The sequence below is a fragment of the Pelomonas aquatica genome (assembly GCF_026712205.1).
Lineage (GTDB): Bacteria > Pseudomonadota > Gammaproteobacteria > Burkholderiales > Burkholderiaceae_C > Pelomonas > Pelomonas aquatica.
The window spans coordinates 14,824-40,049 of sequence record NZ_JAPPUW010000024.1 but is presented as its reverse complement, the minus strand read 5'-3'; the positions used below and the strand labels follow the sequence as shown (position 1 = coordinate 40,049).

23 protein-coding genes and 1 tRNA gene are annotated in these 25,226 nt (G+C 67.8%); 21 read left to right on the top strand and 3 right to left on the bottom strand.

Annotation, left to right across the window (positions count from 1 at the left end; genetic code table 11):
- Position 1 precedes the first annotated feature (1 nt).
- Entirely contained in the window at positions 2-1,711 is a 1,710-nt protein-coding gene (locus NYP07_RS20355) for a ShlB/FhaC/HecB family hemolysin secretion/activation protein (protein ID WP_268153568.1), read from the bottom strand.
- A 178-nt stretch (positions 1,712-1,889) separates the two neighbouring features.
- Here NYP07_RS20355 and tssA point away from each other — a divergent pair, with 178 nt between their 5' ends.
- The 21 genes from tssA (at position 1,890) to NYP07_RS20250 (ending at position 23,303) form a co-directional block, all read left to right on the top strand.
- Complete coding sequence (tssA, locus tag NYP07_RS20350; RefSeq protein ID WP_268153567.1) at positions 1,890-2,933, top strand: type VI secretion system protein TssA; 1,044 nt, start codon at positions 1,890-1,892, stop codon at positions 2,931-2,933.
- A gap of 67 nt (positions 2,934-3,000) precedes the next feature.
- Positions 3,001-3,498 (top strand): type VI secretion system contractile sheath small subunit, encoded by a 498-nt coding sequence (tssB, locus tag NYP07_RS20345; RefSeq protein WP_268153566.1) that lies wholly within the window; start codon positions 3,001-3,003, stop codon positions 3,496-3,498.
- A gap of 39 nt (positions 3,499-3,537) precedes the next feature.
- Positions 3,538-5,028: a type VI secretion system contractile sheath large subunit gene (gene tssC / locus NYP07_RS20340; protein ID WP_268153565.1), complete on the top strand. Its 1,491-nt coding sequence runs from the start codon at positions 3,538-3,540 to the stop codon at positions 5,026-5,028.
- Positions 5,029-5,115: 87 nt separating this feature from the next.
- A complete protein-coding gene (locus NYP07_RS20335; protein WP_268153564.1) occupies positions 5,116-5,601 on the top strand; it encodes an Hcp family type VI secretion system effector in 486 nt (161 codons plus the stop codon).
- A gap of 238 nt (positions 5,602-5,839) precedes the next feature.
- Positions 5,840-6,325: an Hcp family type VI secretion system effector gene (locus NYP07_RS20330; protein WP_268153563.1), complete on the top strand. Its 486-nt coding sequence runs from the start codon at positions 5,840-5,842 to the stop codon at positions 6,323-6,325.
- On the top strand, positions 6,322-7,122 hold the full coding sequence (locus NYP07_RS20325) for a type VI secretion system accessory protein TagJ (RefSeq protein ID WP_268153562.1): 801 nt from the start codon (positions 6,322-6,324) through the stop codon (positions 7,120-7,122). The genes NYP07_RS20330 and NYP07_RS20325 overlap by 4 nt, the downstream gene beginning before the upstream one ends.
- Before the next feature lie 25 nt (positions 7,123-7,147).
- The gene (gene tssE / locus NYP07_RS20320) at positions 7,148-7,654 is read left to right on the top strand and encodes a type VI secretion system baseplate subunit TssE (RefSeq protein ID WP_268153561.1); all 507 of its coding nucleotides are present in this window, start codon (positions 7,148-7,150) and stop codon (positions 7,652-7,654) included.
- A 5-nt stretch (positions 7,655-7,659) separates the two neighbouring features.
- Positions 7,660-9,531, top strand: coding sequence for a type VI secretion system baseplate subunit TssF (gene tssF, locus NYP07_RS20315; RefSeq protein ID WP_268153560.1), 1,872 nt, complete (start codon positions 7,660-7,662; stop codon positions 9,529-9,531).
- The gene (tssG, locus tag NYP07_RS20310) at positions 9,528-10,622 is read left to right on the top strand and encodes a type VI secretion system baseplate subunit TssG (RefSeq protein WP_268153559.1); all 1,095 of its coding nucleotides are present in this window, start codon (positions 9,528-9,530) and stop codon (positions 10,620-10,622) included. Before tssF ends, tssG begins: the two co-directional genes overlap by 4 nt.
- A gap of 17 nt (positions 10,623-10,639) precedes the next feature.
- Positions 10,640-13,360 (top strand): type VI secretion system ATPase TssH, encoded by a 2,721-nt coding sequence (gene tssH, locus NYP07_RS20305; RefSeq protein ID WP_268153558.1) that lies wholly within the window; start codon positions 10,640-10,642, stop codon positions 13,358-13,360.
- A 123-nt stretch (positions 13,361-13,483) separates the two neighbouring features.
- The gene (locus NYP07_RS20300; protein WP_268153557.1) at positions 13,484-13,699 is read left to right on the top strand and encodes a M35 family metallo-endopeptidase; all 216 of its coding nucleotides are present in this window, start codon (positions 13,484-13,486) and stop codon (positions 13,697-13,699) included.
- Between the two features lie 13 nt (positions 13,700-13,712).
- Positions 13,713-14,114 carry a hypothetical protein gene (locus NYP07_RS20295; protein WP_268153556.1) on the top strand — a complete coding sequence of 134 codons (402 nt, stop codon included), beginning with the start codon at positions 13,713-13,715 and terminating at the stop codon, positions 14,112-14,114.
- 40 nt (positions 14,115-14,154) lie between these two features.
- Positions 14,155-14,352, top strand: coding sequence for a hypothetical protein (locus NYP07_RS20290; RefSeq protein WP_268153555.1), 198 nt, complete (start codon positions 14,155-14,157; stop codon positions 14,350-14,352).
- A gap of 69 nt (positions 14,353-14,421) precedes the next feature.
- Positions 14,422-15,543, top strand: coding sequence for a PI-PLC domain-containing protein (locus NYP07_RS20285; protein WP_268153554.1), 1,122 nt, complete (start codon positions 14,422-14,424; stop codon positions 15,541-15,543).
- Between the two features lie 37 nt (positions 15,544-15,580).
- Complete coding sequence (locus NYP07_RS20280; protein WP_268153553.1) at positions 15,581-16,063, top strand: DUF6795 domain-containing protein; 483 nt, start codon at positions 15,581-15,583, stop codon at positions 16,061-16,063.
- Between the two features lie 15 nt (positions 16,064-16,078).
- Positions 16,079-17,227 carry a lipase family protein gene (locus NYP07_RS20275; RefSeq protein ID WP_268153552.1) on the top strand — a complete coding sequence of 383 codons (1,149 nt, stop codon included), beginning with the start codon at positions 16,079-16,081 and terminating at the stop codon, positions 17,225-17,227.
- Between the two features lie 58 nt (positions 17,228-17,285).
- The gene (locus NYP07_RS20270; protein ID WP_268153551.1) at positions 17,286-18,659 is read left to right on the top strand and encodes a tetratricopeptide repeat protein; all 1,374 of its coding nucleotides are present in this window, start codon (positions 17,286-17,288) and stop codon (positions 18,657-18,659) included.
- Between the two features lie 115 nt (positions 18,660-18,774).
- Positions 18,775-20,814 carry a type VI secretion system Vgr family protein gene (locus NYP07_RS20265; RefSeq protein WP_268153550.1) on the top strand — a complete coding sequence of 680 codons (2,040 nt, stop codon included), beginning with the start codon at positions 18,775-18,777 and terminating at the stop codon, positions 20,812-20,814.
- A gap of 18 nt (positions 20,815-20,832) precedes the next feature.
- Entirely contained in the window at positions 20,833-22,230 is a 1,398-nt protein-coding gene (locus NYP07_RS20260; protein ID WP_268153549.1) for a polymorphic toxin type 15 domain-containing protein, read from the top strand.
- A 19-nt stretch (positions 22,231-22,249) separates the two neighbouring features.
- Positions 22,250-22,906, top strand: a complete 657-nt coding sequence (locus NYP07_RS20255) for a GAD-like domain-containing protein (RefSeq protein WP_268153548.1) — start codon at positions 22,250-22,252, stop codon at positions 22,904-22,906.
- 320 nt (positions 22,907-23,226) lie between these two features.
- A tRNA-Met gene (locus NYP07_RS20250) sits at positions 23,227-23,303 on the top strand.
- Here the strand turns inward: NYP07_RS20250 and NYP07_RS20245 are convergent.
- Positions 23,260-24,870, bottom strand: a complete 1,611-nt coding sequence (locus tag NYP07_RS20245) for a recombinase family protein (protein ID WP_268153581.1) — start codon at positions 24,868-24,870, stop codon at positions 23,260-23,262. The two genes, NYP07_RS20250 and NYP07_RS20245, sit on opposite strands and share 44 nt — an antisense overlap.
- Positions 24,871-24,996: 126 nt before the next feature.
- On the bottom strand, positions 24,997-25,215 hold the full coding sequence (locus NYP07_RS20240) for a hypothetical protein (RefSeq protein ID WP_268153547.1): 219 nt from the start codon (positions 25,213-25,215) through the stop codon (positions 24,997-24,999).
- Positions 25,216-25,226 lie beyond the last annotated feature (11 nt).

Sequence of the window (25,226 nt, the reverse complement as noted above, 5' to 3'; positions counted from 1 at the left end):
GCTACTTGATGAAGTAGGTGAGCTGGGCGTAGGCGCGGGTGCGGCCGCCCTTGGTGTCGCTCTTGGGCGTGCCCTGGGTGCGGCCGGCCACGCTGAGGCGCAGCGCGAACTCGCCCGGGCGCACCCAGGTCGCCGCCACGCCGGCGCCGCCCAGCATGGCCGTGTTCACGAAGGTCTCGTCCTGCAGGATCTGGGCGGACGGATCCTTGCGGTATTTGACGCGGCCGACGTCGTAGAACAGGCTGACGACGGACTCGCGGCCGATGCGCCCGAAGACGGATTCGGGCGGCAGCATGCGCAGCTCCAGGCTGCCGATGACGCCGCTGTCGCCGGTGCCCTCGCCCGGCGCAAAGGCGCGCACGCCGTCGGGGCCGCCGAGGCGGAACTGCTCGGTGGTGTCGAGGTTTTTCAGGCCGAGCTGGCCGCGCACGGCCAGGTAGGCGAGCAGGCGGTTGGTGACGATGTTCTGCAGCCGCGTGAAGCCGGCGGTCAGCTTGCTGAAGTTGGCCGGGTCCTGGCCGGGCTGCACGACGTCGAACTTGAGGCGGCCGGCGATGGCCGAGAACTCGTAGGTGTTGACGCCGCCGCTCAGCAGGCTGTCGCGGAAGTCGCCGTTGCCGCCCAGGGCCAGCGTGTCCGAGCGCTTCTTGACGGGCAGCGTCGCGGCGCTCTTGTCGCTGAACTGCTTGTGCTCCACCGACAGCAGCGAAAAGAGGTTCAGGTTGCGCGAGCGGATGACGGGGTAGAGGCCGAAGCCGGACAGGGTCACGGCGTCGCCGGAGAGATCGAGCGGGAACGCCTCCCTGTCCAGCCGGTAGTGCACGGCCGACACCGAGGCGCCGAGCTTGAAGCCGCTGCTGCCGACGGGCGTCGTGTAGTTCGCGAGGCCGAAGAACAGGCCTCCCGTCGTGGACGCGAGCACGTTGCCCGTCAGGCCGTCGCCGCGCCCGAAGGGGCTGTTCATCGTGGCCAGGCCGGTCAGCCGGAAGCGGCCGAGGAAACGCGAGCCGTTGGCGTCCAGGTCGGCGCGGGACGTCCAGCTGGCGTCGGCGCGCGGCGTGACGGCCAGCGTGGCCGTGCCGGGCTTGCTGCCCGCCTGCACCTCGACCTGGGCCGTGATGCCGCGCAGGTCGTTGACGAGGAAGACGACGCGCTCCACGTCGCGCACCTTGAGGATGCTGCCGGGCACCAGCTCGTCCAGGTAGGCCTGCACGACTTCGCGCCGAACGGGCAGGCCCTCGGTCCAGTTCAGCCGCACTTCGTCCAGCCGGCCCTCCAGCACCGCGATGCGCACGCCGCCGCCGCTGGTCTTCTGCTCCGGAATATAGGCATAGCCCAGGTAGTAGCCGAGTTCGCTCTGCAGGAAGCGCGTCACCTCCGCCGCGGCGTTGGCCAGGTCCTCGAAGCTGCGGCCCCTGCCGACAAACGGCGCCGTCAGCCGGGCCAGCGAGGCCCTCAGTTCGGGGGGGGCGTCGTCAGCAACGCTGAAGGACTCGATGTCGATGCGCAGGTCGTCCGCCGGCTTGCCGAGTTCGCGCGGCGGGGCTGGGCGCGGCACGTCGACGTCGCGCCGGGGTTGCGGTTTGGGAGCCAGTTCCCCGGGCGTGGGCACGCTGCCGGCGGGCGGCGTCGCCTGTGCCATCGCCATGGAGAGGGGCGTCAGCAGCCCGATCGTGAACAGCGCCTTCCTGATCTCCCGAACCGCCTTCATGGATTCACACCCCTCCGTCGTGATGGGTGAACAGGCTATCCGAAGTGCATGACGTCGGCGTCCCTCAAAGCTGGCGGTTTCCTAGCGTTGACCCCAGTCGGAGGGACATGCTTTGAGGCTATCGTATTGCTGGCCGTGATCTGATCGCGGCTTGTCGTCAACAGGTGGGAGTTTGAGCTTGAGCGTTTCGTCTGAGCTGTCCGCGCAGGTCGAGAGCTGGTTGCAGCCCTTAGCGGATGAATCCGCGCCCTGCGGGCCCGACCTGGAGTACGACAACGCCTTTCTTGAGCTGACGCAGGCGGCCCAGGGTAAGCCCGAATCGCAGTTCGAAGCCGCCGTGCCGGCGGACTGGCGCGACGTGCGCCGCCGCTGCGAGAAGCTGTTCGACGCCAGCCGCGACCTGCGCGTCGCGATGCTGTGGACGCGGGCGCTGCTGCGCCTGGAAGGGGTGGCAAGCCTGGCGCCGAGCCTTCGTCTGTTGACGGGCCTGATGAGCAATTTCTGGGCAGGCCTGCATCCGCAACCGGACCCGGAGGATGGCGATCTCTACGCCCGGGCCAATGTGCTGGCGCTGCTCGTGGATGCGGATGCGGTGCTGGCCGATCTGCGTGAGGCCAACATCATCAGCCTGCGCGGTGTCGGTGAGGTCAGGGTCCGCGCGGTGGACATCGTGCTGGGCAATATCGTCGCGCGCGACGACGAGACGTCCTGGAGCCGTGGCCAGGTCGAGCAGCTGTTCGCCGATGCCATCGCGCAGGGCGCCAGCCTCGTGTCCGATATCGCCGACGCGCAGGCCGAACTGGCGGCCCTGTCGACGCTGCTCGGCGAGCGCCTGGAACATTCGCAGGTGCCCGACCTGAAGCCGCTGCGCCAGACGCTGAGCGCCATCGCCGGCATGCTGCCCCAGGCCGGCGATGCCGGCGCCGAAGCCGGGGATGTCGCACATGCGGGCGCAGAAGCGTCTGTAGGTTCGGGGAGTGGTGCTCAGGCCTTGAGCGGACGCATCAATTCCCGCGCCGAGGCGCTGCGCGCCATTGAAATGGTGTGTGACTATCTCGAGCGCGCCGAACCGACCAATCCAGCGCAGCTGCTCCTGCGTCGCGCGGGGCGCCTGCTTGGCCACAACTTCCTGCAGTTGATGAAGGAACTGGCCCCGGATGCGCTGAGCGAGGTCGCACGCATCATGGGCGTCGATCCGTCGACGGTCGAGATCGACGGTTGAAACCGATTCGAGTGATTGACATCGCCAAGCTGTACGCTTTCCACTCCTAGGCTCCACGGAGATCCACATGGCCACCAGCAGCCAAAAATTCATTGCCCGCAACCGCGCCCCGCGCGTCCAGATCGAGTACGACGTCGAGCTCTACGGCGCTCAGAAGAAGGTCCAGCTGCCTTTCGTCATGGGCGTGCTGTCCGACCTGTCGGGCAAGCCCGTGGACCCGCTCGCGCCCTTGGCGGACCGCAAGTTCCTGGAGGTCGACGTCGACAACTTCGACTCGCGCATGAAGGCGATGAAGCCGCGCGTGGCCTTCCAGGTGCCCAACACGCTGACCGGCGAGGGCAATCTCAGCGTCGACATCACCTTCGACAGCATGGAAGACTTCACCCCGGGCGCGATTGCGCGCAAGGTCGATTCGCTCAACAAGTTGCTGGAAGCGCGCAACCAGCTGCAGAACCTGGTCACCTACATGGATGGCAAGACCGGTGCCGAGGAACTGGTGTCCAAGGTGCTGGCCGACCCCGCGCTGCTGGGCTCGCTCGCCAGCACCGCCAAGCCGACCGAATAACGACCGGCGCACCAGACGCCCCACGCAAGGAGATCCCGAATGGCTGAACTGCAGACGACGTCGCCGCTGGCGTCGGTCAACTTCGAAGGCAGCGACCTCGCTTCGCTGCTGAACAAAGAATTCAAGCCCAAGACCGAAGAGGCGCGCAGCGCCGTCGAACTGGCCGTGCAGACGCTGGCCCAGCAGGCGCTGGCCCAGACGCAGCTGATCAGCGGCGACACGGTCAAGTCCATCGAGAGCATGATCGCGGCCATCGACCGCAAGCTGTCGGAGCAGATCAACCAGATCCTGCACCACGCCGACTTCCAGAAGCTCGAAGGCGCCTGGCGCGGGCTGCATCATCTGGTGAACAACACCGAGACCGACGAGCAGCTGAAGATCCGCGTCATGAACATCTCCAAGGCGGAGCTGGGCAAGACGCTGAAGCGCTACAAGGGCACGAACTGGGACCAGAGCCCCCTGTTCAAGAAGGTCTACGAAGAGGAATACGGCCAGTTCGGCGGCGAGCCCTTCGGCTGCCTGGTGGGCGACTACCACTTCGACCAGAGCGCGCCCGACGTGGAACTGCTGGGCGAGATGTCCAAGGTGGCCGCCGCGGCGCACTCGCCCTTCATCACCGGCGTGTCGCCGACCGTGATGCAGATGGAGTCCTGGCAGGAGCTGGCCAACCCGCGCGACCTGACCAAGATCTTCACGACGCCCGAGTACGCCGCCTGGCGCTCGCTGCGCGAGTCCGAAGACGCGCGCTATCTCGGCCTGGCCATGCCGCGCTTCCTGGCCCGCCAGCCCTATGGCGCCCGCAGTGCCCCGGTCGAGGAATTCAACTTCGAGGAAGACACCGGCGCCGCCGACCATGGCAAGTACACCTGGGCAAATGCGGCCTACGCGATGGCCGTCAACATCAACCGCTCCTTCAAGGAATACGGCTGGTGCTCGCGCATCCGCGGCATCGAGTCCGGCGGCGCCGTCGAAGGCCTGCCGACGCACAGCTTCCCGACCGACGACGGCGGCGTGGACATGAAGTGCCCGACCGAGATCGCCATCTCGGACCGCCGCGAGGCCGAGCTGGCCAAGGCCGGCTTCATGCCGCTGGTGCACCGCAAGAACAGCGACTTCGCCGCCTTCATCGGCGCGCAATCGCTGCACCAGCCGGCCGAGTACGACGACCCGGACGCGACGGCCAACGCCAACCTGGCGGCGCGCCTGCCCTATCTGTTCGCGACCTGCCGCTTCGCCCACTACCTGAAGTGCATCGTGCGCGACAAGGTCGGCTCCTTCAAGGAGCGCGACGAGATGAACCGCTGGCTGCAGGACTGGATCATGCAGTACGTCGACGGCGATCCGGCGCACTCCAGCGAGTCCACCAAGGCCACCAAGCCGCTGGCCGCGGCCGAGGTCGTCGTGGAGGAGATCGAGGGCAACCCCGGCTACTACTCGTCCAAGTTCTTCCTGAGGCCTCACTATCAGCTCGAAGGGCTGACGGTTTCGCTGCGTCTCGTGTCCAAGCTTCCCTCCGGGAAAGCCGGCTGAGCGGCGTTGCCGCCAGGGCATGCCGCCGTCCGGCGCAACCTGCAGCGGTTTTTTGTTCGGTAATCGATAACTGAAGGAGAAGGGATCATGGCTGTAGACATGTTCATCAAGTTCGATGGCATCGACGGCGAATCCGTCGATTCGAAGCACCCCAAGTCGATCGACGTGCTGGCCTGGAGCTGGGGCATGAGCCAGTCCGGCACGACGCACACGTCCACGGGCGGCGGCGCCGGCAAGGTCAACGTCCAGGACCTGAGCGTGACCAAGTACATCGACAAGTCGTCCACCGTGCTGATGACGCACTGCGCGACCGGCAAGCACATCGCCAAGGCCGTGCTGACCGTGCGCAAGGCGGGCGACAAGCCCCTGGAATACCTGGTCATCACGCTGAAGGACCTGCTGATCTCCAGCGTCAGCACCGGCGGCAGCGGCGGCGAAGACCGCCTGACGGAAAACGTCAGCATCAACTTCGCTTCGTACGAAGTGGCCTACCAGCAGCAGGCCAAGACGGGCGGCGCCGAAGGCGGCCAGGTGTTCTCGAAGTTCGACATCGCGAAGAACGCGGTCATCTGAGCGTCCTCCGCGGCGACTCCCGCTCGCGGCGGGAGCTGTCCGCGAACACTGGCAGTTGGGCTGGGGCTGGGGTGGTTGCCGAGTCTCGCGGGCTCCGCAGTCGTCGGGCGCAGGCCCTGCCGGCTGAATGGCGGCCACCGTTCGCGGTGGCCGCGCTGCTTCGGTGCCCCTGCCTGGCTGTCGCCCGGGCATGGCCATCACCGATCCCATCGCGGGGTCGCAAACCGGTGAGGTTGAGATGTCGAAGAAAGACATGTTCTTGAAGCTCGAAAGCAAGCGCGGCGGCGCCGTGAAGGGCGAGAGCGAGGATCCTGCCCACCCTGCCGAGATGGTCGTGCTGGACTTCAGCTGGGGCATGACCAGCGTCGTCAGCACCGGCTTTTCCGGCAAGGAGACCAAGCCGGCGCAGCTGGAGCTGCGCATCACGAAGAACGTGGACACCGCCTCCACCGGCCTGATGTCGGTCATGAAGACCAACGACGAGATCAAGAAGGCGGTGCTGACCGTGCGCAAGGCCGGCGGCAAGCAGGAGGACTACTTCTCCATCGTGATCCAGGGCGGGCGCATCACGTCGCTGGAAGTGAGCTCCGAGGGCGATCACCCGCTGCTGACCGAACGCCTGTCGCTGACCTTCAACAAGATCGAGGTGCAATACAAGGCCCAGAGCGCCACCGGCGCGATGAAAGGCGCATCGACCTTCCAGGACGAGGTGACACCGGGATGAGCCAAGCCGAACAAGCCCTCCGCGACGGCGACCCCGAGCTGGCGCTGCGCCTGCTGACGGAGCAGGTCCGCGCCAACCCCGCCGACGCCAAGCTGCGCGTCTTCCTGTTCCAGCTGCTGTGCGTGCTGGGCCGCTGGGACCGAGCGCTGAATCAACTCAATGTCGCCGGCGAGCTGGACGCGTCCACGCTGGCGATGGTGCAGACCTACCGCGAGGCGCTGCAGTGCGAGCGCCTGCGTGCCCAGGTCTTCGGCGGCAAAAAGCTGCCCATGCTGTTCGGCGAGCCCGAGCCGTGGACGGCGCTGCTGCTCGAAGCTCTGCTGCGCGAAGGCAGCGGCGAGGCCGAGGCGGCGCAGACGCTGCGCGCCCAGGCCTTCGAGCAGGCGCCGGCCTGCGCCGGCATGGCCGACGGCCAGGCCTTCGACTGGCTGGCCGACGCCGACATGCGCCTGGGCCCGCTGCTGGAAGCCGTCATCAACGGCCGCTACTACTGGGTGCCGTTCTCGCACCTGAGCCAGCTGCGGCTGGAAGCGCCCGTTGACCTGCGCGACAAGGTCTGGGTGCCGGCGCAGCTGCAGTTCAGGAACGGCGGTGAGACCGTGGCCCTGGTGCCGACGCGCTATGCCGACACCGACCTCGCCGTGCCCGAGCTGGCGCTGGCGCGCCGCACCGAGTGGCGCGAGCCGCGGCCGGGCTTCTTCACCGGCCAGGGCCAGCGCCTGCTGACCACCGAGGCGGGCGATCTGGCGCTGCTGGATCTGCGCGAGATCACGTTCTGCGACAGCGAGCCGGCGTGATCCGTTCCCAAGCCGTGAGCCGCGCATGACGACGAACAAGGGCATCGACCGGCTGCAGCCGGCGCTGCTGGACCGGCTGCGCGACGACCATCCGGAGCAGCGCGTCGAGCCGGCCGAGGCGCGCGTCATGAGCCGCCAGCGCCTGCGCGAGGCCGTGCTGCGCGACCTGGAGTGGCTGTTCAACGCGACGGCGCCGGCTGCCGTCGAAGGGCTGGGCGATTTCCCGCGCGCCGCGCGTTCCGTGCTGGGATTCGGCCTGCCGGCGCTGTCGGGCACGACGGCCTCGTCCATCGACCCGCCGTGGCTGGAGGCCCAGGTGAAGCGCGCCATCCTCGACCACGAGCCGCGCATCCTGGCCGACAGCCTGCGCGTGGAGGCGCTGCTGTCCGACCTGCAGATCGGCCACCGCAACCAGATCAGCATCCGCATCAGCGGCCAGATGTGGGCCCAGCCCGTGCCGCTGGAGCTGCTGCTGCACACCGACTTCGACCTCGAGACCGGGCGCGTGCAGATCCGCGAACTGGCTCGTTGAGCGTCATGGACCCACGCCTCATCGGCTATTACGAGCAGGAGCTCCAGCATCTCCAGGACATGGGGAAGGAGTTCGCCGAGCAATTCCCCAAGCTGGCCGCGCGGCTGCGCCTGGGCAAGGACGTGGAGGTTGCCGACCCCTATGTCGAGCGGCTGCTGGAGGGCTTCGCCTTCCTTGCGGCGCGCGTGCAGCTCAAGCTGGACGCCGAGTTCCCGCGCTTCACGCAGCACCTCGTCGAGATCCTCTACCCGCAGTTCCTCGCGCCGCTGCCGTCCATGCTGATCGCCCAGGTCCAGCCCGATCCGGGCGATGCCGGCCTGCTGACCGGCGTGACGCTGCCGCGCGGCAGCATGCTGCGCGGCCAGTCGGCGCGCGCGGGGCTGACCGACTGCCGCTTCCGCACCGCGCACGAGCTGGTCATGTGGCCGCTGGAGCTGGCGTCGGCCGAATACTTCAGCCACGCGTCCAACCTGCCGCTGAACGGCCAGGACGGCTGGCGCAAGTTCTCGTCCGGCCTGCGCATCAGGCTGCGCACGACGGGCGGCGCCGACCTGTCCCAGCTGACGCTGGACGAGCTGCGCCTGCACTGCGCGGCCAGCGGCGAGCTGGGCTATGCGCTGCACGAGCTGGTCTGCGGCCACACGCTGGGCGTCATCGTCAGTGGCGGCGGCAAGCACGAGACCGTCGCACCGGGCTGCGTGCGCACCGTGGGCTTCGAGGAAGACCAGGCGCTGCTGCCCGTCAGCCCGCGCGGCTTCGGCGGCTACCGGCTGCTGCAGGAGTATTTCGCCTTCCCGAGCCGCTTCATGTTCTTCGACCTGGCCGGCATCGGCGACGCGCTGCGCCGCGTCGGCGGCCAGGAGGCCGAGATCGTGCTGCTGTTCTCGCGCGCCAACGGCGCGCTGGCGCAGTCGGTCGACGCCAGCTCGCTGGCGCTGAACTGCGTGCCGGCCATCAACCTGTTCCAGAGCCGCTGCGACCGCGTGCAGATCGGTCCGCAGGGGCACGACTACCACGTCGTCGTGGACCGCGCGCGGCCGATGGACTTCGAGATCATCGACCTGCTGGAAGTGACCGGCCACGGCAACGACCTCGCGCGCGAGCGCCGCTTCTCGCCGCTGTACGCGGCCTTCCACCACGAGGACGAGGAGCGCGGCGCCTACTACACGATGCAGCGCGAGCCGCGCCTGCTGTCGGCGCGCCAGAAGGACTTGCGCGGCGCCGGCCCGCGCTCCAGCTACATCGGCAGCGAGGTCTTCGTCTCCATCGTCGACACGAAGGAGGCGCCGTTCAGCGCCGACCTGCAGCAGCTCAGCGTGAAGGCGCTGTGCTCCAACCGCGACCTGCCGCTGCTGATGACCACCGGCACCGACGACGACCTCGGCCTGGAGGGCAGCGCGCCGATCAAGGGCATCCGCGTCGTCAAGGGGCCGTCGCGGCCGCAGTCGGCGCTGCGCGAGTCCAACCTGGCCTGGCGCTTCATCAACCAGCTGTCGCTGAACCACCTCAGCCTGTCGGACACCGACGAGCAGCAGGGCGCCGCCGCGCTGCGCGAGATGCTGCGCCTGTACGCCCGTGAGGGCGACGAGGCGGCGCAGCGCCAGATCGACGGCCTGCGCTCCGTGAAGACCGAGTCCGTCGTGCGCCGGCTGCGCAAGCCCGGCCCCATCGCCTTCGGCCGCGGCGTGCAGATCGCGCTGACCGTCGACGAACTCGCCTTCCAGGGCGGCTCGGCCTTCCTGCTGGGCTGCGTGCTGGAGCGCTTCTTCGGCCGGCATGTGTCGATGAACGGCTTCACCGAGCTGCAGCTGAGCGCGCCGTCGCGCGGCGTCATCTTCGCGGGCAAGCCGCAGGACGGATCTCGGCCACTCCTATGAGCACATCCCCGGCAGCCATCGCGGATTTCTGGCGCGAGCTGCACGAGGCGCCGTGGGAGCACGACTTCTTCCATGCGCTGCGGCGCCTGGAGAACCTCAACCCCGACCGCCCGCGCCTGGGCACGGCGCGGCGCCCGCAGGACGAGGCGCTGCGGCTGGGCCAGTCGCCCGAGCTGTCGTTCGCGCCGGCCGCGCTGCATTCCGCGACCGGCCCGACGGCCGGTTCGGCGGGCCGCATCGACGTGCGCTTCTTCGGCCTGTTCGGCCCCAACGGCCCGCTGCCGCTGCACCTGACCGAGTACGCGCGCGAGCGGCTGCTGCACGCGGGCGACGCCGGCTTCACGCGCTTCGCCGACCTGTTCCACCACCGGCTGCTGCTGCTGTTCTACCGCGCCTGGGCGCAGGCCCAGCCCACCGTCAGCCTGGACCGTGGCAGCGATGACCGCATCTCGGCCTTCATCGGCTCGCTGGTGGGCATCGGCACGCCGGCGCTGCGCAACCGCGACAGCGCCGACGACCATGCCCGCCTGCACTTCGCCGGCATCCTGTCCTCGCCGGTGCGCAGCGCCGAGGGCCTGGCCAAGATGCTGAGCGGCGTGCTGCAGCGCCCGGTGCAGGTGGAGCAGTTCGTCGGCAGCTGGATGCCTCTGCCCGAGTCGGAGCGCACCCGCATCGGCCGCAACGCGCTGGGCGAGCGCCAGCACAGCGGCAACTGCGTCGGCGGCGGCGCCGTGCTGGGCGGCGCCGTGTGGGACCGCCAGCACGGCTTTCGCATCCACGTCGGCCCGCTGGACGCGAAGGCCTTCGCGGCGCTGCTGCCCGACGGCGACGCGCTGCCGCGCATCGTGCCGCTGGTCCTGCACTACGTCGGCGAGGAACTGCACTGGGACCTGCGCCTCGTGCTGGACCGCGACCAGGTGCCCGCCACGCGGCCCGGCATGGCCGGCCGGCTGGGCTGGACCAGCTGGCTCGGCCAGCGCGGTGAGCGCCAGCAGGACGCTCACCTCGTCTTGACGCCCGGACCTGCCATGCAGCGTCTGTTGAAGAAGCGCCGCTCGGGTGGGAGCGGCACATCCGAATCAGCGAACTAGCTCAGAGGAGAGAAACCATGGCTGAAATCAGTCGCGTCGCCGTCTTCGGCAAGCTCAACGCCCTGACCTACAAGGCGGTCGAAGGCGCAACTGTGTTCTGCAAATTGCGCGGCAACCCCTATGTGGAGCTGGAGCACTGGATCGCCCAGATCGTCCAGAACCCCGATTCCGACTGGCATCGCATCCTGCGCCACTTCGACATCGACGACGCCGTGCTGGCCAAGGACCTCACGACCGCGCTGGACCGCCTGCCGCGCGGCGCGACGGCCATCTCCGACATCGCCGAGAACATCACCAACGCCATCGAGCGCGGCTGGGTCTACGGCTCGCTGATGTATGGCGACACGGCCGTGCGCAGCGGCTATGTGCTGCTGGGCATGCTGAAGACGAGCTTCCTGCGCAACGCGCTGTTCGCGATCTCGCGCCAGTTCGAGCGCATCAAGGCCGACGACCTGGCCGAGGGCATGGCCAAGATCGTCGCCGGCTCGCCGGAAGACGGCCAGGCCGCCAGCGACGGCTCCGGCGCCGCCGCGCCCGGCGAGGCCAGCGGCGCCATCGCGCCGGCCGCGATGGGCAAGCAGGAGGCGCTGAGGAAGTTCACCGTCGACCTGACCGAGCAGGCCCGCAGCGGCAAGATGGACCCCATCGTCGGCCGCGACGACGAGATCCGCCAGGTCGTCGACATCCTGATGCGCCGGCGCCAGAACAACCCCATCCTGGTCGGCGAGGCCGGCGTGGGCAAGACGGCCGTCGTCGAAGGCTTCGCCCAGCGCATCGCACGCGGCGACGTGCCGCCCAGCCTGAAGGACGTCGAGCTGCGCGCGCTGGACGTGGGCCTGCTGCAGGCCGGCGCCAGCATGAAGGGCGAGTTCGAGCAGCGCCTGCGCAGCGTCATCGACGAGGTGCAGGCCAGCGCCAGGCCCATCATCCTGTTCATCGACGAGACGCACACGCTGGTCGGCGCCGGCGGCGCGGCCGGCACCGGCGACGCGGCCAACCTGCTGAAGCCGGCGCTGGCCCGCGGCACGCTGCGCACCATCGGCGCGACCACCTTCGCCGAGTACAAGAAGCACATCGAGAAGGACCCGGCGCTGACGCGCCGCTTCCAGACCGTGCAGGTCGACGAGCCCGACGAAGTGCGCGCCGTGCTGATGATGCGCGGCGTGGCCGGCACGATGGAGAAGCACCACCAGGTGCAGATCCTCGACGAGGCGCTGGAAGCCGCCGTCAAGCTGAGCCACCGCTACATCCCGGCGCGCCAGCTGCCCGACAAGAGCGTCAGCCTGCTCGACACCGCCTGCGCGCGGGTGGCCGTGAGCCTGCATGCGACGCCGGCCGAGGTGGACGACTCGCGCAAGCGCATCGAGGCGCTGGAAGTGGAGCTGGGCATCATCGGCCGCGAGGCCGCCGTGGGCATCGACGTCGGCTCGCGCGGGGCCGTGGCGCGCGATCACCTGAGCGCCGAGAAGGCTCGCCTGGAGGCGCTGGACGCCCGCTGGGCCGCCGAGCGCAAGCTCGTCGACGAGGTGCTGGGCCTGCGCGCCAAGCTGCGCGCCGCGTCGCAGCCGGTCGAAGGCACGGGCAGTGCGCTGGAGGCCGAGGCCAAGACCGATGCCGCGGCACCCGCCGATGCGCCGTCGGCCGAAGACCGCGCCGCCTGGCTGGCCCAGCTGCAGGAGGCGCAGAAGAAGCTCGCCGAACTGCAGGGCGAGTCGCCGCTGATCCTGCCGACCGTGGACTACCAGGCCGTCGCCGCCGTCGTCGGCGACTGGACCGGCATCCCCGTCGGCCGCATGGCGCGCAACGAGATCGAGACCATCCTGAAGATCGCCGACCACCTGGGCCAGCGCGTCATCGGCCAGGACCACGCGATGGAGATGATCGCCAAGCGCATCCAGACCTCGCGCGCGGGCCTGGACAACCCCAGCAAGCCGATCGGCGTCTTCATGCTGGCCGGCACCTCCGGCGTCGGCAAGACCGAGACGGCGCTGGCGCTGGCCGAGGCGCTGTACGGCGGCGAGCAGAACCTCATCACCATCAACATGAGCGAATACCAGGAGGCGCACACCGTCTCCACGCTCAAGGGCGCGCCTCCGGGCTACATCGGCTACGGCGAAGGCGGCGTGCTGACCGAGGCCGTGCGCCGCAAGCCCTACAGCGTCGTGCTGCTGGACGAGGTCGAGAAGGCCCACCCGGACGTGCACGAGATGTTCTTCCAGGTCTTCGACAAGGGTTTCATGGAAGACGGCGAGGGCCGCTTCATCGACTTCAAGAACACGCTGATCCTGCTGACGACCAACGCCGGCACCGACCTGATCGCCAGCCTCTGCAAGGACCCCGACCTGATGCCCGACCCCGACGGCATGGCCAAGGCGCTGCGCGAACCGCTGCTGAAGATCTTCCCGCCGGCGCTGCTGGGCCGGCTGGTGACGATTCCGTACTACCCGCTGTCCGACGAGATGCTGGGCCGCATCGTCAAGCTGCAACTGGGCCGCATCAAGAGGCGCGTCGAGGCGCGCTACCAGATTCCGTTCAACTTCGGCGAGGACGTCGTCAAGCTGGTCGTGTCGCGCTGCACCGAGAGCGAGTCGGGCGGCCGCATGATCGATGCCATCCTGACCAACACCATGCTGCCGGACGTCAGCCGCGAGTTTCTCAACCGGATGATGCGCGGCGAGTCCATCGCCGGCGTGAGCGTGGGTGTGGCGGACGGCGGGTTCAGCTACGAATTTGCCTGACGGACTTCGAGCGAGGAGACGCCACGATGGCGACCCGATTTTCAGAGGCGTACACCGAGATCCTGACCGGCCTTGCAAGCAAGAAATTCTCGAGCGACAAGGAGTGGCAGGCTTTCATCACACGTGCCCGGTCAGACCAACTGGGCGCGCATCGTGGTGCATGAGCTCACCCACCGTGAAGTGAAGACGAAGGATCACGCCTATGAGCACCAAGGGATCAATCCCCGCAAGCTGGGCGCCGACAAGGCGCTGGAGAACGCCGGCAGCTGGGCCTGGTTCTGCGCGGATTGCGCGGGAGCCCTGACCGACGGGGTCATCAAGAATGCGTCGGCCCGCTAGTCGCAACTTTCTGTTGGCGGTGCTGGCCGCCATTTCGGGCTGCGCCAACGGCGCGCCCCCTACGCAAATACAGGAACACAACGCCATGCAGAAATCTGGCAGCCGCATCCCCGCCCCCGCGGTGCCCCCGGTGTCCACCGGCGGTGTCCGTTACGAACGGGTCAAGAACGGTTTGACGGCCGGGTTTGATCAGATGGGCGGCTACCTGGCTGCCTACGACGAGGCCTCGGGCCGACAACTGTGGACGCTGAAGGTCTATGACAACCAGCGCGTGTCCGGCAAGGAAGGTGACGTGCAGGACGTGTTCTTCAAGTCCATGGCGCTTCAGGCCGACGGCACGCTGTTGATCGAGAACGAACGCCGCGCGCGTTTTGTCGTCGACCTCAAGGCCAGGACCAGCACCGCCGCGCAATAGGTTGGCTCAACGAGAAGCGTGATTCGAGAGGGATGTCGGAATGGCCCGTTCACTTGCATTCTCGACCGAGGCGTGCTCGGTGATGGCGCTGTCGCCTGGCGGTGCACAACTGGAAATCGAGAACGAAGCCGGCGCTGTCTACCGAGTCGATCTCGGTAATCGTGCATCGATCCAGGTCTCCGGTCCTCCGCAGACCGCTACGCCAAAGCCACCGACCGAAGTCAAGCCGAATCTTTAGGTGATAGGCGCGCCAGCCACGGGGCGCTGTGGGGGGCCGCGTCTCAACCTCTTCACCGGAGCAAGCACCATGACCGCATTCCTCGGCCACTACGCGAACAAGCAGCTCAACCAGATCGTCTTTCCCGGCTCGCATGACGCCGGCATCTACGGCCAGGGCAAGGACAACGTCATCACGCAGAGCCTGGACATCGCGGGCCAGGCCAATGCCGGCGTGCGCTTCTTCGACCTGCGCATCGCCACCGTCAAGCGCAGCGATGGCTCCTTCGACCAGAAGTCCTACCACCTGGCCAAGGGCGTCATCGACAACAAGCACAAGGGCGCCAAGCCCGGCGAGGTGCAGTCGCACCAGAACGTGGGCCACCTCGGCGGATGGGGGCAGGACTCCCTGACGGGCATGCTCACGCAGGCCAAGAGCTACGTTGCCGCAAACCCGACGGAGTTCCTGATCCTGAAGTTCTCCAAGTGCTACAACCTGAAAGATGTGGTCGACACCTGCGTGCGCGTGCTGGGCGACACGCAGTTCAACCACAACACCTCCGGCGGCGCGAAGATCAACCTCAACACGCGCACGGTCGCCAGCCTGGCGGGCAAGGTCATCACGCTGTTCGACCCCAAGGAGCTGGAGAAGCTGGGCTTCGTCATCAACGGCCAGATCTACAGCGGTTGCCTGTGCTTCGGCGAGCTCTTCGACAAGGACACCGGCGCGTCGCGCCAGTACCAGGCGGATTTCCACGGGCTGCAGTATTTCGGCAAGTTCAGCAGCACCGACGACATCAAGAAGAACACCAAGAAGCAGGCCAAGCAGATGGGCGCCGGCACCACCTGCGACCGCAACGCCATGGGCATGATGTACTGGACCACGACCGGCATGCTGGCCAGCATCAAGGACCGCAACGACAAGATGTGGTCGGGCGTGAACGTGCAGGCCCTGCGCGACGTCTGGGAGGCGGGCTACAAGAAGGCCATGATGAACCAGCTGGGCGCACTGAGCTTCAACGACCTCTACCGCAGCAACGGCCGCCTGTATGTGGCCAACAAGAACAGCTGGACGAGCTTCACGCCCAACATCGTGATGATCGACTTCGCCGACTACCAGCGCTGCGTGACGATCTACAACCTGAACCGCGTCAAGAACGAGATGCTCGAGAAGCTGATGCAGCAGTCGGGCCATGCGATCGAAGGGCTCTGAAGGCGGCGACCTCGGGCACCCGGTCAAGGAGAGTCAGATGAGCGTCGCTGCTGGCGGCCACCACTGGCGCAAGGCATTGATGGCGCTCATCGTCATGCTGGGCGTGGGCGCCTGTTCTGAAGGGCATGCAATGGGAAAGATGGTGTTGTTCTCCGCCGTGCGCGGGACCGTCCTGCGGGACGGCAAGCCGGTTGCCGGCGCGACGGTCGAGCGCGAGTTCGACTGGGCCTGGAAGAGCGAGAAGGGCAAGGACGCCACGACGACGGACGCGGCGGGCGCCTTCTCGCTGCCGGCCATCGTGCGCAGTTCCTTCCTGGGCTCGTTCATGCCGCACGAGCCCCTGGTCAAGCAGACGATCACGATCATCCACGGCGGCACGAGCTACAAGGCCTGGGTGCTCTTCAAGCGCGACTACGACGACAACGGCGAGCTCGACGGCAAGCCCATCGTCATGACCTGCAGGCTGGGCAGCGAGCCCCGGCGCCGCGGCGAGGTCTTCGGCATCTGCGAGCTTTCCTGAGGGGCAAACATGGGCGTGTTGAACCCTTCCCAGGCCGCGGCGATCGCGTCCGGCGTCTATCTATTGCGCGAGTCGGGCGTGGCGGAGCTGCACGAAATCCAGGCGCCGCTGGGTTGCGAAGGCATGTTCGCGGTGGCGGACAGCGGCCGCTTCACCGGCAGGAGCGGCAGCGGCCCGTTCAAGAAGATCAGCGGCTTTGGCTATGTTGCGGCAGGCGAGGGCGCCTATGCCGGCGAAGTCCTGATCGCCACGCGCGGTACCGCGCAGACGGTCGACTGGCTCAGCAACCTCAACATCGGCATGCAGCTCGGGCCCAGCAGCCATCTCGTGCACGCCGGCTTCCACGAGGTTTGGAAGAGCTTCAGGCAGGACATCTTCGAATTCCTGCGCAACCGCAACCCCGGCCGCATCCACTGCGTGGGCCACAGCCTAGGCGGCGCGCTGGCCATGCTCAACGCCGACGCGCTGAGCGCGCAAGGCCTGCCCGTGAGCCTCTACACCTTCGGCGCGCCGCGCACCGGCGACGTGTTCTTCTCGCGGGCCATGACCCGTCGCCTCGGTGCCGGCAACATCCACCGCGTGTCGGCGACGTCCGACCCGGTGCCGATGATCCCGTTGTTCCCGTTCTGCCACATGCCCTTCGACGGCGCCGGCAACATCATACAGAGCACGGGCCTGATCAACGTGGCCGCGCACAACATGAAGCGCAGCTATATCCCCGGGGTCAACAACCATTCCTGGAAGACCCTCGCGGACGCGAGCCACCCCGACGAGGAGCAGAACGTGAAGTCCTGGCTGGAGCAGGCCGCCGAAGGCAAGGGCAGCATCCTGATGGGCTCGGCCAGCGCGCTGACGATGATCGGCAAGGGCCTGCGCTGGCTGCTGGCCCGGCTCAAGGAACTGCTGGTCGGCGCCGTCGGTGTCACGCTGGCCGTGTCGGCCACCTTGCTCGACCAACTGGCCTGGCTGCTCGCCAAGGGCGCGGCGGTGTCGAAGGAGGTGGCGGGCCAGGTGACGGGCCTGATGAAGGCCATCTTCCGTTTCCTCGGCCGCGTGACGCAGGCGGTCACCGACCTCACCGTCGGCTTCCTGCGCTGGGTGCTCGACCTGCTGTTCACGTCGGTGCGCGTCGTGGCGGAGCGCGCCGTCACGCTGCTGAATTGAGCGGTCGCCGAAGACCCCTAACGTCGGCCCGACTGTGCGTGCCGAGACCCTGAAGCCGATGTCCAAGACCAAATCCCGCCGCCAGGCCATTCCGTCCAACCCGCCTCAGCCCAGGACGGCCGAGCTCAGCTACGACGAGGCCCTGCAGCTGGCCATCTCGATGCACCAGGACCGCCGTGTGCTGGCCGCCGAGAAGCTCTACCGCAAGCTCGTCGAGGTGCGCCCCGAGGACCCCAACCCGCTGCATTTCCTGGGCGTGCTGCTGCACCAGGACGGCAAGAGCGAGGAGGCGCTGGCGCTGATCGACCGCTCCATCGAGCTGGATGCCGGCGTCGCGTCCTGGCACAACAACCGCGGCAATGTGCTGCTGCTGTTGCAGCGCGGCGACGAGGCCCGTGCCGCCTACGAACGCTGCCGTGAGCTGGAGCCCGGCAACCCGGCCGTCGCCAACAACCTCGGCTGCCTGCTGCGCGCGCTCGGCGAGGTCGACGCCGCCGAGGCGCTGTTCCGCGACGCGCTCGCGCGCGAGCCCGGCTTCGCCGATGCCCACATCAACTACGCCAACCTGCTGGTGGACGGCGGGCGCGTGCAGGAGGGCATGCGCCACTTCGGCACGTCGCTGGAGTTGCGGCCCGACGATGCGCGGGCCCAGCGCATGATGGGCCTCATCTTCGCCAACACGGGCCAGCCGGAGAAGGCCGCGCAGGCCTTCGAACGCTGGATCGCCGCCGAGCCGGACAACCCGCAGCCTCGCCATCACCTCGCGGCGGTGACGGGCAAGAACGCGCCCGAGCGGGCGCCGGACGGCTACGTCGCCAGCCTGTTCGACGCCTTCTCGGTCAGCTTCGACGAGCGCCTGGCCTTTCTGCAATACCGTGCGCCCAGCCTCGTGGCCGAACTGCTGCGGCGCCTGGTGCCCGATGCCCGCGGCGACCTCGCCGTGCTCGACGCGGGCTGCGGCACCGGCTTGTGCGCGCCGCTGCTCGCACCCTATGCCCGCGAGCTGATCGGCGTGGACCTGTCCGGCGGCATGCTCGACAAGGCCCGCGAGCGCGGCGGCTACCACGAGCTCGTCCAGGCCGAGCTGGTGGGCTATCTGCAGCAGCAGCCGGCGCGCTTCGACCTCGTCGTCAGCGCCGACACGCTGTGCTACTTCGGCCGCATCGACGCCGCCATCGCCGCGGCCGCGCAGGCCCTGCGGCCGGGGGGGCGGCTCATCTTCACCGTCGAAGCCCTGTCCGGCGACGCGCCCGAACCGGCGGGCTACCGGCTGCTGCTCAACGGCCGCTACGCTCATGACCGCGGCTATGTCGAGGCCTGCCTGGCCGACGCGCGGCTGCAGCTGTCCGCGCTGGAGCCGGTCGTCCTGCGCCAGGAGGTGGGCGAGCCGGTGAATGGCTGGCTGGTCGCCGCACGGCGGCCTGCATCATGAGCCGCGCCGTCCTCCGCGCGAGGGATTGCTGCGGGCTCCGTGCTGCGACACCATGTCTGCGCACTGCCGAGCCGCCTTCGCCGACCCGCACCCGCAGCGCTCGCCAGGAGAGCCCATGACTTCACCCCCGTTCACCCTCCACACCCAGCCCGACCAGAAGCTGCTGTTCCAGTCGCTGAGCGCCACCGAGGAACTGGGCCGGCTGTTCGAGTTCAACGTGCTGGCGCTGGCCGAGGCCAAGGCCAATGTCGACCTCGAAGGCCTGCTGGGCAAGCCGGCCTACGTCAGCATCCAGATCGACGACGACAGCCAGCGCCATCTGCACGGACTGGTGGCCAGCGCGGGCCTGGAAGGCGCGAGCGGCGGCTATGCGGCCTACCGCCTGACGCTGCGGCCCTGGCTGTGGCTGGCGACGCTGCGCGCCGACACGCGCATCTTCCAGAACATCGCGATCGACGCCCTCATCAAGAAGGTGCTGCAGCCCTACGGCGGCGACATCGAGTTCAAGCTGCAGGGCAGCTACCCGGCCTACGAATACTGCGTGCAGTACCGCGAGTCGGACTTCAACTTCGTCAGCCGCCTGATGGAGCAGGAAGGCCTGTACTACTTCTTCAAGCACAGCGACAGCAAGCACACTCTCGTCATCGTCGACAAGATGAGTGCGCACGAGGCCTACCCCAAGCACGACACGTTCCAGTTCCGGCAAGGCCTGGGCGAAGGCCAGCATGTGGGGGTCGTCAGCGACTGGCGCCACCACTTCGAGCTGCAGTCGGCCAAGACGACGATCAACGACTACAACTACCTGACGCCCAGCACGGCGCTGCTGAAGGACAGCAGCTCCATGCACGCCGGCGCGCCGGCCGCGCTGGAGGTCTACGACCCGCCGGGCGAGTACCTCAGCGCCGCCGAGGGCCAGCGCTATGTGAAGCTGCGCATGGAGGAGTCCGATGCGCGCTACGCCTCGGCCAGCGCCAAGACCAACATCCGCGGCGTCGCCGTGGGCGCCACCTTCAGCCTGACCGACCACCCGCGCGACGCCGAGAACGCCAAATACCTCGTCGTCGGCACGCGCATCGACGTCGTCTACAGCGGCTACGAGGCCGGCCAGAAGGACTCCCACTTCAGCTGCAGCTTCAGCGCGCTGCGCGCCAAGGACGTGTTCCGCAGCCAGCGCATCACGCCCAAGCCCCACGTCGGCGGCACGCAGTCGGCCGTCGTCGTCGGCCCCAAGGGCGAGGAGATCTACACCGACCAGCACGGCCGCATCAAGGTGCAGTTCCACTGGGACCGCCTGGGCAAGAGCGACGAGAACAGCTCCTGCTGGCTGCGCGTGGCCACGCCCATCGCCGGCAAGGCCTGGGGCATGATCGCGCTGCCGCGCATCGGCCAGGAAGTCGTCGTGCAGTTCTCCGAGGGCGATCCCGACCGACCGGTCGTGCTGGGCAGCGTCTACAACGCCGAGCAGATCCCGCCCTATCTGCTGCCCGACCACGCCACCGTCTCCACCTTCCGCTCGCGCTCCAGCAAGCAGGGCGTCGCCGCCAACTTCAACGAGCTGGCCTTCGAGGACAAGAAGGGTGACGAATACATCCGCCTGCATGCCGAGAAGGACCTGCTGGAACTCGTCAAGAACGACGCCCACCTGGAGGTCGGCAACGACCAGTTCCGCAAGGTCGCCAAGAACCTCACCGAGGAGTTCGGCGAGAACGTCGAGCGCAGCATCGGCAAGAGCCTGGCCGACACCGTCGCCGAGAACGTCCAGCTCACCATCGGCAAGGACGCCAGCGTCGACATCGGCGGCAAGCACGGCGTCAACGTCGCGTCCGACGCCAGCTATGCCAGCGGCGCGTCCATCTCCGTCGAGTCCGGCGCGGGCACCGACATCAAGGTCGCCAGCAACCTGCACATCAAGGCCGGCGCCAACGTCGTCATCGAGGCCGGCGCCACGCTGACGCTCAAGGGCGCCATGATCAACATCGAGGGCAGCGGCCCGGTCAGCATCACCGGCGCGATGGTGAAGGTCAACTCGGGCGGCGGCGGCGGCGGCGGCAGCGCCAGCCCCCAGAAACCGGGCAAGCCCGAGAAGGCCAAGAAGCCCGACGCGCTGAAGACCTTCAAGGACAAGGTCGCGGACGACCTGGGCAAGAAGCGCTGAGGCGGGAGCGAGACTGCATTGGCTGACTACCGCATTCCCGGGCCGCTCGACGCGAGCCGCGGCAACCACGACGTGCGCGACGGCACGCTGCAGCGCAGGCCGGGCGTGACACCCGGCACCATCAACGGCGCGACAGCAGGCAACTCCAGCGCGTGGGACTTGCTCGTCAAGAACGGCGAGCGCATCGAAGCCGTGTATGACGCCATTCAGGTCGGCCAACAGCGTGCCGGCGCGGCCATCTTGCGCGAGACAGGTCATGCGCTGGAGGAACTCGTCAAGGCGCTGATCCCCGGCTTGCTGATGATGATGGTGACGCTGGTGGCTACCACCGTGATCGGTGGCGCTGTTGGCGCCGTGATTGGTTTCTTCTTCGGCGGCGCTGGTGCCGCGCCCGGTGCAGTCATCGGAGCCGACCTCGGCATGTCGGCGGGGATGACTATCCTGACCTGGCTCGGTCTCGGCTTCTTGGCCGTCGGCATCGCGCAGGGTTTTGGCGAGTTGATCGGCGCCTTGAGCCACGCCACCACGCGGGCCTGGAACGCGCCAGACAACTCGCGAACTCGTGCTGAAGTCGAGGCTGCCGGGGATGAATACGCCTATGCGGTTGCGCTGCTGTTCAAGCTCATCCTGATGGCCATCGTGGCGCGGCTGACGATGGGGCAGGCCAAGGCGTCGTCGCAGGAGACGATTGCGCTGTTGCGCAAGAGCAAGCTGGGCGAGGGGTTTGCGGAGTGGGTCGCGAAGAACCAGGAGGCGCTGCTCAGGGATCCGCGGCTGCGCCCCAAGCCCAAGATCAAGCAGAGCGAGGCCCCGGTCCAGGAAGCGCAGTCGCCCAGCCAGGTCAAGAAGCAGGCCGGCAAGGCGGAGGCCGCGGAAGCGGCCCAACCCGGCATGAAGCAGAAGAAGGTCAAATGCTTCAAGAAGAACGACAAGGGCGACCCGGCGGAATATGACCGTCAACTCGCGGACCAGGAAAAGGGTCTGAATGACTTGACGGTCAGGGAGTATCTGGAAGGTCGCAAGCGCTACTCCGAGATCGGGCGAGAGGGCACTGGCGCCGCGCAAAAGGAGGCGCGCGGCAAATACTCGAAGGAACTCCAGGCGCAATTCGAAAAGCAGCTGGGTGAAGACGGCATCTTCGGGGACGAGGCGGCCAAGCAGGCAGCTTCCATGACCGCTGAGCGCATGAAGACGCTGGCCGCGCTCCACAATCCGGACATGATTGCCGGGGGCAGGGACGTGGTGAAGTCGATGGGCGACAAGGGCGTCAACTCATCGATCGGTTCCCAGTGGAAGAACGGTGCCGACGAACTTGGGCGCAGTCGCGTGCAGGCGCTGGATGACGCCGCGAAGACCGTGCCGGAAAGCGCCCGCGGCACCACCAAGATGAATGCCAGCCTCAAGCGGTGCAAGTGATCGAAAGTTAGGACGGCGTATGGACAATTTTTTTGAGAACTTCCTGGGCTACAAGCAGTTCGGGCCTGCTTCTGCGCGCAAAGACGTACCGGCGGAGAAGATCGAAAAGTTCCGCGGCCAGCTGCCTGACAAGCTGCTTGAATACTGGCAGGAACATGGCTGGTGTGCCTATGCAAAGGGGCTGCTTTGGACGGTGGATCCTGACGAGTGGGAGGATGCGCTCGACAGCTGGATCGGCGACACCAAGTTCATGGAGCTCGACTCGTTCCACGTGATCGCCCGCACGGCTTTCGGGGAATTGATCCTGTGGGGAAAGAACACCGGGCAGTCGCTCAAGATCGTTCCGGCGTACGGATGGGCGTTCCCCGCGTTTGACGCCGAGACCTTCGCGCGTCGAGGCGCTGACAAGGAGCTGCAGCTCTTCTTCTCCAGCAGCTCACGCGACGCCTACGACTTGAAGGACGTCAACGACCAGCCCCTGTTTGCGCGCGCGTTGGTCAAACTCGGCCCGCTCGAGCACGACACGATGTACGGCTTCGTGCCTGCTCTGGCGCTAGGGGGCGAAGCATCGCTGGACCGGTTGCAGAAGCTCAAGGCTCAGGCCCACCTCGACATCCTGTCGCAAGTGACGGAGTTACAGGTCATGGCCGACGTCGCGCAAGCTGCCAAGGGATGACCGGTGCGCGCCAGCGTCGCTCAAGCCGACTGTGGATTCGGGGGCAAGTCCCAAATTTGAACCCCGAGCAAATCTGCACGCACTGGCAATACTGCGTGGATGCTGCCGGCGTCAGACAAGCCGGCTGCAACGAAGGCAACCGGGGCAACACTCGGCTCGACGTGAGCCCCAGGCTGCGCACGCTCTGGCAGGACGAGCTGGTGTCGCGACGGCAAGCACCTCGCCGACAAGTCGTCGCGGGCGTCCGCGGCGCGCTGAGTCGCCCAATCGTCACGAATTTGCGCGCGCACCGAAAACACGTGTATACTGCTAGCTTCAGTCGCGGGGTGGAGCAGTCTGGTAGCTCGTTGGGCTCATAACCCAAAGGTCGTCGGTTCAAATCCGGCCCCCGCAACCAATACCGGAGACCCGTTGAGTGCCAGTCGCTCAGCGGGTTTTTCCATTTCCGCCCACGTTGCACCCGTGTCGGCGTCGCGGCCAATCAGCACCGTGCCGAGCATGTCGGCCAGCAGAGCGCGCGTGCGGTCGCGGTCGGTGTCTTCATCGAGCACGCGCTGCAGCTCCAGCACCTGGCGGCGGTATCGCGCCAACACATCGCCGATGACCTGGCCCGGGCTGGCCGCAGCCTGCTCGATCAGGTGCGTCAGGCGCTCGCGTTCGGACTCCGCCGCGCTCAGCCGCTGTTGCAGCGCCGGGCTGATGCCCATCGCTGCGATGGCCTCCACCAGCCGGCCGATCTCGCCTTCCAGTGCCTTGAGCTGCCGCGGTGCGGCAGCGTCGTCGCCCTCGGTCTGGCGCTGCATGTCGGCGAGTGCCGCCGTCACCTCGCGCTGAAGTAGGTCCAGCGCGTCCGGGCTGAGCAGGTCTTCGCGCACCTCGGCCATCAGGCGCTTGTCCAGCACCTCACGGCTGATCGTCACCGCCGAGCTGCACACCGCCGAGCCGCGGTCGCGGTGGGCGCTGCAGCCGTAGCGCTTGGGGTTGATGGCCGTGAATGCCGCGCCGCAGGCATGGCAGCGCAGCACGCCCGCGAACAGCGTGCGCGGGACGGCGCCCTTGCCGGTGCGCGTGCCGCGCGCTGGGCCGCGGCGCGCGCGGTCCTGCACGCGCTGCCACAGCTCCGCGCTGACGATGCGCAGCTCGGGCGCTTCACGGGTCTGCCACTCGCTCTGCGGGCGTTCGACATAACGCCTCGCGCCCGTCTCGGGGTCTTTCAGCCACTGGCGGCGGTTCCAGATCACGCGGCCGATGTACAGCTCGTTGTTCAGCATGCCCAGGCCCTTGCCGCTGCTGCCCTGCAGCGCGCTCACGGCCCAGGTGCCGCCGCGAGCGCTGGGCGTGCCGCGTGCGTTGAGCTGGTGGGCAATGTGGCGCGTGCTGTGCCCATCGGCGAACTGCTCGAAGACCCAGCGGACGACCGCAGCTTCTTTCTCGTCGATCACCATGCGCCGGCCCCGGCCATCCTCGGCGATGGCGCTGGTGCAGCCGTAGCTTCGGCCGCCTGCATGGAAGCCTCGTTCGACCTGGCCGGCCAGGCCGCGGTGCGTCTTCTCGCGCAGGTCATCGAGGTACAGCTCGTTGACCAGGCCGCGGGCGATGCGCATGACCTTGCGGCCCCGGGCCTCGGTGTCGTAGCCGTCGGCCGTGCCGATGATGCGCACGCCACGGTGCTCCAGTCGCTTGACGATGGTTTCTGCCTCGCCGAGTTCGCGGCTCAGCCGGTCCAGGCCTTCGACGATCAGCACCTCGAAGCGCTTTGCGAGGGCGTCGGCCATCAGCGCCTTGCCGCCGGCGCGCATCGCCAGTGGCGTGGAACCGCTGACGCCTTCGTCAGCGTGTGTCGCCACCACTGGCCAGCCCTCGCGTTCGGCCCGTGCACGGGCCTCGCGGAGCTGGTCAGTGATCGACGTTTCGCGCTGCTTGTCGGTGCTGTAGCGGGCGTAGAGCGTGGCGCGCTGGGTCATGGCGTTCGGGTTTGGGCTGCTCGGCCAACGCATCCTGCACCAGCCGCTGAGCCAACAGCTTGATGAACTGGTTGCGAGCGTGGGCCTGATTGCCTGTGGTCGGCGTTGGGTTCATGGTGGTGGTGCTCAGGTGGCTTCGGCCTGCCGGCGGATGCGGCGCAGCTTCATCTCGAAGCGCCGGCCGCTGGCCGTGCGCCGGTCCAGCTTCACCGCCCGTTCGACATGGCGCTTGAAGCGGCGCAGGTTGTCGTCGGGCGTCGCCCAGCGCATCAGCCTGAAACCGTCCTCTGTGACCCAGCGGCTGCGCCGGTTTTCCTTGGTTTTCCGTACGTACGGGATGTGCATGGTTGCTCCGC